General features: G+C 40.7%; 6 protein-coding genes. All 6 read left to right on the plus strand.

Going from position 1 to position 12,163, the window contains the following annotated elements; all coding sequences use genetic code 11:
• Nucleotides 1-261: 261 nt before the first annotated feature.
• The 6 genes from WG989_RS12315 to WG989_RS12340 all read left to right on the plus strand — a co-directional run bounded on the left by WG989_RS12315 (nt 262) and on the right by WG989_RS12340 (nt 12,134).
• On the plus strand, nt 262-849 hold the full coding sequence (locus WG989_RS12315; protein WP_340429772.1) for an RNA polymerase sigma factor: 588 nt from the start codon (nt 262-264) through the stop codon (nt 847-849).
• An 86-nt stretch (nt 850-935) separates the two neighbouring features.
• Nucleotides 936-2,132, plus strand: coding sequence for a FecR family protein (locus tag WG989_RS12320; protein WP_340429774.1), 1,197 nt, complete (start codon nt 936-938; stop codon nt 2,130-2,132).
• Nucleotides 2,133-2,333: 201 nt separating this feature from the next.
• Nucleotides 2,334-5,696: a TonB-dependent receptor gene (locus tag WG989_RS12325; protein ID WP_340429775.1), complete on the plus strand. Its 3,363-nt coding sequence runs from the start codon at nt 2,334-2,336 to the stop codon at nt 5,694-5,696.
• An 11-nt stretch (nt 5,697-5,707) separates the two neighbouring features.
• The gene (locus tag WG989_RS12330) at nt 5,708-7,366 is read left to right on the plus strand and encodes a RagB/SusD family nutrient uptake outer membrane protein (protein WP_340429776.1); all 1,659 of its coding nucleotides are present in this window, start codon (nt 5,708-5,710) and stop codon (nt 7,364-7,366) included.
• Between the two features lie 32 nt (nt 7,367-7,398).
• Nucleotides 7,399-10,431 carry a SusC/RagA family TonB-linked outer membrane protein gene (locus WG989_RS12335; protein WP_340429778.1) on the plus strand — a complete coding sequence of 1,011 codons (3,033 nt, stop codon included), beginning with the start codon at nt 7,399-7,401 and terminating at the stop codon, nt 10,429-10,431.
• Nucleotides 10,432-10,454: 23 nt separating this feature from the next.
• Nucleotides 10,455-12,134, plus strand: a complete 1,680-nt coding sequence (locus tag WG989_RS12340; RefSeq protein ID WP_340429779.1) for a RagB/SusD family nutrient uptake outer membrane protein — start codon at nt 10,455-10,457, stop codon at nt 12,132-12,134.
• Nucleotides 12,135-12,163: the final 29 nt, after the last annotated feature.

Genomic DNA, 12,163 nt, shown 5'->3' on the forward strand with positions numbered 1-12,163 from the left:
CTTGTGAAGTAGTTTAACCTATATCTGAATCAATTTACTTAATTGCGTCTTTCTTTCCGAAAATAGTAACGACAAGGTTGTAGTAAAATAGTCTTTCGGTTTTAATGAGATGGATACTTTTGAGTGCGATTTCAGCCGTAAAACCACTGCTTTTGAGCCAAGTCGTTTAATATCTCTATTTTTAAACCGTTAATGCCTGCTCCCAAAATTTTTTATCGATTGCTGCGCAGGTTGTATGAATGATTATGATTGAACTGCTTGATGAAACCCTTTGATGAAATAGAATTAATGGAGCGTTTGAAGCGGGGCGACCAACAAGCCTTTCTTACCCTGTACGATCGCTATCATCCACTTGTGTACAATTGGGTACTAAAGTTGGTGAAAGTGCCTGAATTAGCTGAAGACATTGTGCAGGAAGTTTTCATTAAGATCTGGCAGATAAAGGAGCGCCTCAATCCTGAACAATCATTTCCCGCCTTTTTATATAAGATAAGCCGCAACCAGGCTTTTGCACTATTGAAGAAGATCGCCAGCGATGAAACACTTCGCAGCAAAGTGATGACAGAGCTTGGCAGTAATGCAGAAAGTGCGGAAAACCGTTTATTATGGCAGCAGTATGAAAAGTTACTGAACCATGCGGTTGAGCAATTACCTGTTCAACGAAAGAAAGTGTTTAAGCTTTGCCGTCAGGAAGGCATGAGTTATGAGGAAGTGGCAACAGAGTTGGGCATTTCCCGTAACACTGTAAAGGAGCATATGGTAATGGCCATGAAGAATATCAGGGAGTATTTTTCGCAACACGGCGATATGTCTTTGCTCTTTTTGTTCCTGCTTACGCAAAAGCCCTGAAAAAAAATCAGTTTTTCTTTTTTTAGACCCACCCTTCTTTTTAATTCAACGATATATAGTATAAGCGAGCTGCTTTTTTTGCCATTATGAATAAAGAAACCGGATATTACCAACGTTTAATTAAACGCTATATCGATAACAACTGCACCCCTCAGGAAGCAACTGAGTTATTCGATTACCTGCAGCAGTCTTCATCCAACCGTTTGCTCTTACAGGAAATGAAAGACCTGTACAATGCCCAAACAGGCGATGTTCAAACAATCAATAAAGCAGAGTGGAGTCAACGTGTTCGCAATGAATTGCTACAGCATATTCAAGTGGAAACAAAAGTTATTCCTTTCTATAAACGCTGGTTGCCGCAGGTAGCTGCTGCAGCCATCCTTCTTATCGGCGCCACCATTTTCTTTCAATACTTCAACAAGTCTTCAACAATAAATGATACGGCTGTTTTAAAACCTGTTACAACTGCTCCTGCAAAAGAAGTGTTACCGGGAACAGATAAAGCCATACTTACATTGGCCGATGGAACAGTGATTGTACTCGACAGTGCAAAAACAGGCAGCATTGCTGCACAAGGTGGTACGGTATTGCAGAATAAAAATGGCCTGATCGTGTACGATGCTTCCGGCAATGCTGCATCTGCCGATCAAATTACTTTCAATACTATCTCAACACCAAAAGGTGGACAGTACCAGGTGGTGTTGCCCGATGGCAGCAAAGCATGGCTCAATGCAGCTTCATCACTTCGTTTCCCGACTGCATTCACGGGTGAAACACGAACTGTTGAATTAACAGGTGAAGGTTATTTTGAAATTGCGAAGAATGAAAAAATGCCGTTTCATGTAAAAGCAAATAATGTGGATGTTGAAGTAGTAGGTACACACTTTAATGTGATGGCTTATGAAAATGAAGCTGCAATCCGCACAACGTTATTAGAAGGTTCAGTGAAATTGAACACCGGTACATCTTCCGGTTATTTAAAACCGGGTCAGCAAGCTGATGTTAATTCAACAGGCGCAATGAAAACTGGACCGGGTAATGTGGATGAAGCGGTCGCCTGGAAAAACGGAAATTTTAATTTCGACAACACAAGTTTAACCACCATCATGCGTCAGTTTGAGCGTTGGTATAATATTGAAGTTGCTTATAGCGGAGTAGAGAAAAAACGTTATTTCTCTGTAGAAATGTCGAGGAATATGAGTTTGTCGCAGGTGTTGAAATTGTTGAATGCAGCAGATATACAATTTAAAATTGAACAGAATAAATTATCAGTTATTTACTAACTGCAACGAAGTATAAAACCGGGAGTGTATACATAAAAAACCAGGAGCGGTGGAACGCCCCTGGAGAATATGCTTAGGTATTCATTCTCAATCGACCAGGATTGCTTAACAAACCCTAAACCTTACAAAAGTATGCAAAACTTTGTATGTAGTAATGCCATGCCCAGATCATGGGTCATTCCGCCAAAACTACTTCTGATTATGAAGCTGACGATTGTATTAATGATTGCTGTTGCCTTGCAGGTGAGTGCCACCGGCTATGGGCAAAAGATCAACATCTCAGAACAGAACGTGCCGTTGGAGAAAATCTTCAAGCTTATTAAAAAGCAAAGCGGCTACGGTTTTTTCTATGAGAATGTGCTCATTGAAAAAGCCGGTAAAGTATCGGTTAATCTTAAAAATGCAAGCATTACACAAGTGCTTGATTCCTGTTTAGCAGGGCAGGGACTTACGTACGAGATCATTGATCGGACCATTGCAATTAAACGTGCAGATGGGGCAGGTTTTCCAGCACCTAAACCAATTCCTCAAATTGACATTACAGGTACAGTAAGAGATGCGGAGAGCAATCCAATTGTGGGTGTATCTGTAATTGTTGTTGGTGCAAACATTGGAACAGCAACAAACGCTACTGGAAATTTTAGTATACAGGTGGCAATAGGCGCAGTACTTCGTTTCAGTTTTGTTGGTTTCGAAACAAGAGATGTAACAGTGAAAGATGCGAATGCGATTAATGTAACCTTGAAACTTCTTCCTTCAACATTAAATGATGTGGTGGTAGTTGGATACGGTTCGCAACGAAAAGCATCCATAACGGGTGCGGTTACAACGGTATCGGGCAGAGAAATTCTTCGTTCACCCACTTCAAACGTTACCAATAGTTTAATCGGCCGGCTTACAGGTTTATCAGCTGTGCAACGCAGCGGTCAGCCGGGTAACAATGAAGCGCTCATTAATATCCGTGGTTCTGCCACCTACAATAACAACGCAGCGATTGTTGTGGTTGATGGTGTAGAGCGTGCAGGTTTCGGTGATATCGATCCAAACGAAATTGAAACGGTTACTGTATTGAAAGATGCTGCTTCAACAGCGGTATTTGGTATCAAAGGTGCGAATGGTGTAATTGTGATCACTACCAAAACAGGTAGAGAAGGGAAACCACGGATCTCTTACAGCGGCAACGTAAGTTTTCAAACATACACCGGTATTCCAAAGGCAATGAGTGCATACGATAATGCATTGCTCATTAATGAAGCCAACCGTAATGATGGTTTAACTGAAACATGGACACAGGATGAACTGCAAAAGTTTAAAGATGGTTCTGATCCATTGGGTTATCCGGATATCAATTGGTTCGATTATTTAACACGTAAAGTATTTCCGCAAACACAACATAATCTGAGTATCAGCGGTGGTACAAAGGTGATCAAGTATTTCGCATCGATCGGTTACTTGTTTGAAGATGGCATCTTCAAAAAATTTCAATCACCATTTGGTTTTAAAACAACACCTTCTTACAGCCGTTATAATTTCCGAACCAATGTTGACTTTACATTGAGTAAAGATCTGCAGATCGGTGTTCGGCTTGGTGGGAAGCTCGGCAGTCGTTATCAACCGGCTGGCTTACGTTCAGGTTCCGGTTCGTTCTCGTATGATAATATTGAGGCGATGATTTCACGCATTTTGCAGACACCTTCGTTTGCGTATCCTGTAACATTACCAGATGGACGTATTGCACAAAATCCAAACGTTGGTACAAATATCTGGAATCCGTATGCAGTGATCACCCGCTGGGGAACACGTGAAGATGACAGCAATACATTGGAAAGTACATTCAACTTAAATTATAAACTGGATGCAATTACCAAAGGCTTGAGTTTTAAAACAGTGTTTGGCTACGATTCTTATTTCTCCAGTAATGTAAGAAGAAACGCAGTTTGGGCAGCTTATGTCATCAATCGTCAAACGAAAGAAGTTACATTGTCGCCCGACAGACCACGAGATGAACCATTGAGTGGCTTAATTTCTTCGTATGATGGGTTGATCAGTTCAAACTTACAAACCGGATTTAATTACGATCGCACATTTGGTGAGCACGCATTTACAGGTTTGCTGCTGGCTACACGTCAATTGATCAATCAACAGGGTTCAGGTTTAAATGCGCCACCAAGAGCATCACAAGGTTTGGTGGGAAGAGTAACCTATAACCTCAGCAAAAAATATTTCGTTGAATTCAATGCAGCGTATAACGGATCAGAACAGTTTGCAAAAGGAAAGCAATATGGTTTCTTCCCTGCAGTCTCTGCAGGTTGGACGTTGAGCAATGAAAAATTCATGCAAAACGTAATGTGGGTTACCAATTTGAAAATACGTGGTTCGTACGGTATTGTAGGAAATGATAAACTGAATACACGTTTTTTATTCCTCGATAACTACTCACAAATTACAGGTGGTTTGTCAACCGATCCTGTGTTTTCAAGACCCGGTACAGGTGTACAGTTTGGTTTACCAACATCGTTGGTGAATTATCAGGTAGTTGTTCCAACTTCATTCGGTAATCCGGATGTAACATGGGAAAAAGGAACAAAACGAAATATTGGTTTTGAAGCCAGTTTATTTAATTCAGCACTTTCAATTGTCGTGGATGTGTTTGATGAAAACCGAGTTGATATCTTAACGAATCGTTCATCAGGTCTTCAAACATACGGACAAACGTATCCGGCATTAAATATCGGACGTGTATATAATAGAGGCTATGAAGTAGAAGTGGATTATCGTAGGAATACACGCAACATCAGTTGGGGCATTTCTGCACAAATCTCGTATGCAAGAAATAAAATCATCAGTCGTGATGAGCCACCGGGTCGTCCTGATTATTTGAAACAGGAAGGCAAACCTGTTGGCCAATTCTTTGGGTTTCTCACTGAAGGATTTTATCAATCACAGGATGATATAAACAACTCACCCACCAATACTTTGGGTCGTCCAATACCAGGTGATCTTAAATACAAGGATTACAATAATGATGGCAAGATCGATGCAGATGATGTAGTGCCAATTGGCTATTCACGTACGCCGGAATATATTTATAGTTTCTCTCCTTCGATCGGTTACAAAGGTTTTACATTAAATGTGTTGTTTCAGGGTGTAGCTAATGTAAGTTCGGATGTGATTTTATCTGAACAGAACAATGGTCAACAGATGTATGAATTCCAGCAAGGACGTTGGACTGCTGATAAAGCAGCACAAGCCACCTGGCCTGCATTGCACTCAAGAGGAAATGCATATATCAGTTATCGGTTGAACGATTTTATTTTACAGGATGCATCGTATTTAAAGATCAGGAATATCGAGTTGTCATGGAGCTTACCTAAGAGTTGGTTAAGTGCCATGAAGATCGAAGGGTTGCGTGTATATGTAACAGGACAAAACCTGTTTACATGGACCAAGTACAAAATGTACTTAGATCCTGAGAATATCAATCTTTCGAATACTGATTTTTCTAAACAGTCAATTTACCCCACATCAAGAATTTACAACTTCGGGGTTAATCTTCAACTTTAAAACGAGTTCAAATGAAAGCTGCTATATATATATCATTGAACATTTTGTTCTTGTGTTGCTCTGCTTCCTGTACCAAGAATTTTCTCGACAGGGCACCAAGTGTAAACCTGTCGGAAGAAAAAACATTTGCTGACCCTGTGTTGGCATCACAATATGCTGATAATGCTTACAATCATTTAATAGATGAATATGCACGTTTTAATGCACATCGTGGGATTACCGGTCAAGCTGCTGATGAAGCTGTTTCCGGCAATAATGAAATTTCCATCCGCACATTAACGAACGGAACATATCATGATCATTACGAAAGAGGAGGCGCATCGCTGAATGATATAGGTGATGTTTGGTCAAGAGCGTATGCCGGTATCCGTGTTACAAATAATATGTTGGCGAAGATGGATAATGTGCCATGGACAGTGAATCAATCACCCGATCGAATTAAAGGTGAAATGTATTTTATCCGTGCCTTTCTTTATTTTGAATTGATCAAGCGTTTTGGTGGTGTGATCATTGTCGACAAAGTGTATGGTCCGAATGAGGATATTGATGTTCCGAGAAATACTTACACTGAATGTGTGAATTTTATTTTATCTGATCTTGAAAAGGCAGAGCCATTGTTGCCGGATGATTATCCGCAGTCAAATTATGGTCGTGCAACGAATGGCGCTGCAAAAGCACTTCGTTCCCGTTTATTGTTATTCGCTGCAAGCCGTTTGAATAATGAAACAAATGATCTCACAAAGTGGGCTGCTGCGGCAGCTGCTGCTAAATCATTGATTGATTTGAATCGTTATTCATTACAGGCAACGTATACAGATATTCTCAACGTAACAACATCTCCTGAATACATCATGATCAAGATCAGGGGACCAAGAACAATTGATGGATTTCTGTTAGACTTTGCAATGTCGCCTGGTTCCGGTGGTGCACAGGGTCAATTGAACCCAACACAGAATCATGTTGATCTGTACGAAATGAAACCAACAGGTTTGCTTCCTGCTGATCCTGCATCGGGTTACGATCCGCAAAATCCGTATGCCAACCGTGATCCCCGTTTTTATGCCAATATCTTATACAACGATGCACCATGGCAGGGAAGAAGAATACAAATGTGGAGCGGTGGCAGAGATTATCTTACCGGTAACGTTACGTACACTGCTACCCGTTATTACAGCAGAAAATTATGGCCCGAGCCTTATATCAGAAATGTAGCCGGTACTGCTGTGCTTAATTACATTCATTTCCGTTATGCAGAAATTTTATTGAATTATGCAGAAGCGCAAAATGAAGCAGTAGGCCCTGATGCTTCAGTGTACGATGTCATTAATCAGATACGTGCAAGAGCAAGTGTGGCCATGCCGCCTTTGCCTGCAGGTTTAACACAGGCACAGATGCGTCAACGTATCCGTAATGAACGTGCAGTGGAACTTGCATTTGAAGATTTCCGTTGGTATGATATCATGCGTTGGAAAGCAGGTCCCGAAATTGTTGCGCAACCCATGTATGGAATGAATGTAGTGCGTAACAGCAACGGCACATTTACGTATAACAAAGAGTTGTTACCTGCCAACATGCAGAAGGTGTACTTAGATTATATGCATCGTTATCCCATTCCACGCAACGAGATATTCAAGAGCAAAGGCATCTTATTGCAAAACACGGGATGGTAATATTTTGCTGTAACCCCATTCAACTACTACAAATGAAATTATATTACGTTCTATATACAATCTTCTGTTTTGTTCTGTTGGGAACAAACAGTTATGCACAAGTGCCGGGTACACCAATCAAAGCAACAGGTGTACTGGTTGATCAAAATAACAAACCAGTTCCCGGTGTTTCAATTCTTGTTCAGGAAAAAACTTCAGGTGTTGAATCAGCAACAGATGGTTCGTTCAGCATTGAATGTTCCAGTAACGATATTCTTATTTTTAAAAAGCAAGGCTTTAATACTATTTCAAAACTTGCAATGGACATTACAGGTATCAATATTTCATTGACACCAAGTTTAATTGAGGCAACTGATAAAGATGATGTGTTTATCCCTTTTGGTATTCGAAAAAAGAGAGCTGTTACAGGTTCTATCAGTACTGTTAAAGGAGATGAATTACCGCAGTTGCCGCTTTCTACATTGAACAATGTATTATCAGGTCGTATTCCGGGTTTATATGTAAAACAAACAGGTACAAGACCGGGTAGCGATGATGCTACATTTTTAATCAGAGGCCGTTCTTCTTACAACAGCAGTCAAACGCCATTGGTATTGGTTGATGGTGTGGAGCGTGATTTTGTAAATATGGATCTCAAAGAAATCGAAGGAATCAGTATTTTAAAAGATGCAGCTTCTTTAGCATGGTATGGAATGGCTGGTGCAAATGGAGTGATCTATGTTACAACAAAAAGAGGAAGTGCTTCTTCAACAAAAGTTTCGTTTGATGTGCAGGGTGGTGTGCAAACACCACAGGATATGACCAGTCCATTAAATTCTTATACCTACGGAACATTGTATAACCAGGCTTTAAGTAATGATGGGAATACGCCACGTTATAGTCTGGCTGATCTTGATGGCTACAAAGCCGGTACGGATTTATATCGTTACCCGAGTAATAATTTTGTAAAAGATTTTATCAAGCCTGCTGCACCGGTACAACGTTATGTTGCAACCATCAGCGGTGGTAATGCCTTTGCACGATATTTTACCCTGCTTAGTTATTACAACCAGGATGGTTTGTATAAAGGAGCTGATAACAGTCAGTACAGCGGTAATACAAATTACACTCGTTATAATTTCAGAACCAATCTCGACATCCACATCAATAAATCACTGGATGTACAAATGGATATTGGCGGACGTGTGGAGAATCTCCGTTATCCCAACTCAGGTAATGCCACATTCCTGTCAACTATTTTCGGTACGCCACCTAACGCCTTTCCTGTTTACAATGCGGATGGTACTTATGGCGGCAGTGCATTGTTCCGTAATAATCCAAAAGCAATGTTATCAGAGAATGGAAATTATACAGATCTCTATCGTACGTTATTGGCTACACTCAACGTAAAACATAAACTTGATTTTATTACAAAAGGATTATCGGCAAATGCGTTTTATACGTATGATATTACCGGATTGTTTCAATCAGGATTTACACAATCGTATGAAGTGTATGAAGTGTCGTCTTCAGGTACTGCAACACGTTTTGGTAATGCAGTTCCTTTGAATTACAGATCAACGACTTTCAGCGGTAACCTCCGTAACAATGAATTCTGGGGCGGACTTGATTACGATCGTACATTCGGTAATCACAGTTTCAATATTTCTTCGAGAGTGCAAAGTTTTGTGAGTGCCCAACCGGGAAGGCTCGATAATACACGCACCAATTTTGCCAATCGTATTTCTTATAATTACAGGCAGCGCTACTTTGCTGATGTTGTTGCTTCCTATTCCGGCTCGCAAAGCTTTGCACCCGGCAAACAATTTGGTTGGTTCCCCGCAGCATCAGCAGGCTGGATCATTTCCGATGAAAAATTCTTACGCTCCGTTAAGTTCCTCGACTATTTTAAACTCAGAGGATCGATCGGTTTAACTGGCAATGATGCGGTGAATGAACGTCGTTATGCTTACAGAGATTATTTTTCAAGAGGTGGTGCACAATACGTATTCGGAACCGGATACAATGCAGTGTCGAATACTACACAGGTTAGTTTGGCAAATGCAGATCTTACATGGGAGAGGTTTCAAAAGATGAGTGTTGGTTTCGACAGCAGATTATTCAACCAGTCATTGAATGTGTCGTTCGAATATTTTTATGAGAAGAGCACTGATCTTCTTACAAATGCATTGTTGCCGAATATTCTCGGTCAGGACCTGGTACGTGTAAACGAAGGGTCGGCACAATACAAAGGATATGAAGGTTCGCTTGCTTATCACAAATCATTTGGCAAAGTGCACTTATCAGTTAATGCGAATTACACGCATGTAACCAATAAAGTGTTGGCCATTAATGAAGAAGCGGGTTTGCCTGCTTATCAAAAGCAATTGGGCAGCATCATTGGTGGTGTTATACAGGGCAGTGGACTCGTACGTTCAATGTTGATTGCAGAAGGCATTTTTCAAACGGAGCAGGAAATTGCAGCAGCACCTGTACAAAAATTGGCAGGTAGTGTGAAGCCGGGTGATATTCGCTATAAAGATGTGAATAATGATGGCGTAATTGATAATCTTGATTTCGTGATGACAGATTATTCAGATATTCCTGACACCTATTATGGCTTTGGTGCACAGTTAAGTGCAGGTGGCTTTGATCTGGCGCTTCAATTCCAGGGTGTGATGGGTCGTACAATACAGATCAACGATTTGGTGAATTCAGGAAGTGTAAACACAGGGTTCATCAACCAGTTTGGAGTGGATGCATGGACTGAAGCAAATAAATCAACTGCGCTATATCCACGCTTAACGATTGTTGACAGAGGGAATAATACAGCCAACTCTACTTTCTGGTTACGCTCCGGCGATTACCTGCGTTTGAAAACAGCAGAGCTTGGTTATACACTGAATCCGCAATTATTGAAACGTTTACGATTAACCAACTGTCGTTTTTATGTAACAGGATTCAACATCTTCACCTTTAGCAAAGTGAATGATCTGCCGATCGATCCGGAAATCCCTACATCAGGTTACGGTTCAAACTATCCTTACATCAAAACATTTGCAGCGGGTGTAACTGTTAATTTCTAAACAAGACTAATACGTTGTCAATTATGAATAAATATATTTTCCAATTCAGTCTCATCATCCTGCTTGCTTTATCAGCAGGTTGTAAGAAGAATTTTTTACAGGACGGCAGTACAACAGAAGGAGAAATTACTGAAGAACAGGTGTGGGGTAATGATAGCTATGCCAGAGGATTCTTGAACAATGCCTATTTCAATGTGCCTTCAGGTTTTGATCTGGATGGTGACGGTGCTATGTTAGCTTCAGCAAGTGATGAGGCAGTAAACTCTAATGCAAATTCATCGATCAATATTATCAATAACGGTACATGGAGTTCGCTGCGTACGTTCGATAACGTGTACAGTAGCATGTATGATGGTTTACGAAAAGTAAATTTGTTTCTGATAAAGATTCCCACAGCAGTAATTATTCCTACAGCTGAGTTAACCACCATGACAAATGCTGATACAGGATTTGTTGCGCAGATAAAAAGATTACAGGGCGAAGCTTATTTCCTGCGTGCAATGTTTCATTTTGAATTGGTAAAACGTTACGGTGCTGTAACATTGGCCACAAGAGTTTTTGAACGTACAGAAGACCTCAATTTGCCAAAGAATACATTTGAAGAATGTGTGGCACAGGTGGTAAGGGATTGCGATTCTGCAATTGTATTACTTCCAACCTGGACTCAATCGTGGAATGCTGCCAATCGTGGAAGAGCAACAAAAACGGCGGCATTGGCATTGCGTGCAAGAATGTTATTGTATGCTGCAAGTCCGTTGTATAATACAACGAATGATGCAAGCAAATGGCAACTGGCGGCTAATGCTGCCAAAGCATTGATCGATTCAAATAAACACCAAATCATTTCTCCTTATACCAACATCTTCAATTTCGGAGCAGCGGCATATAACAACGAAGTGATCTTTGCCACACAGGCATCTAACAGAAATGATATTGAGATCAATAACGCACCCATCAGCTACGATGGTGCAAGAGGCCGTACAAATCCTATCCAGGAATTTATCGATGCTTTTGAAATGACGAATGGCAGAGCGATCACCGATCCAACTTCAGGATATAATGCCAATAATCCTTACAATGCACGTGATCCACGTCTTGCATTAACAGTTAATTATAATACACGTGTTTTTAAAGGTCGTGCAGTGGAAACATTTGTTGGAGGTAATGATGGATTGAACAGGAATACCAATGCTACACGCACAGGTTATTACATGCGTAAGTTTTTAAGTGAAGCGGTAACATGGAACCAGGCATCGAATACCAGTGCAAGACGTCCGTGGGTTGTGTTTCGCTATGCAGAAGTGTTACTCAACTATGCAGAAGCACTCAATGAAGCGCAGGGGCCGGTAGCAGATGTTTATACAAATGTAAATCGTGTTCGTGCACGTACAGGTGTGGCCATGCCTGCATTGCCCGCCGGTTTAACGAAAGATCAGATGCGTATACGTATTCAAAACGAACGCCGAATTGAATTGTGTTTTGAAGGGCATCGTTTTTTTGATGTTCGTCGCTGGAAATTGGGTGAAGCGTTATTGAATACTCCTGTAACCGGTATGCGTATTACAAAAGATGCAAACAATGTATTGCAATACGAACGTTTACAGGTAGAGAACAGAGTGTTCCTTCCAAGGAATTATCTCTATCCGTTTTCGCAAAATGATATTAACCGTCAACCTGCACTTATTCAGAACACGGGTTACTAAAATTTAATTCAATCAATCGAGTTATTTAT

Origin of the sequence: Lacibacter sp. H407, from assembly GCF_037892605.1 — a bacterium.
Taxonomy (GTDB): Bacteria; Bacteroidota; Bacteroidia; order Chitinophagales; family Chitinophagaceae; genus Lacibacter.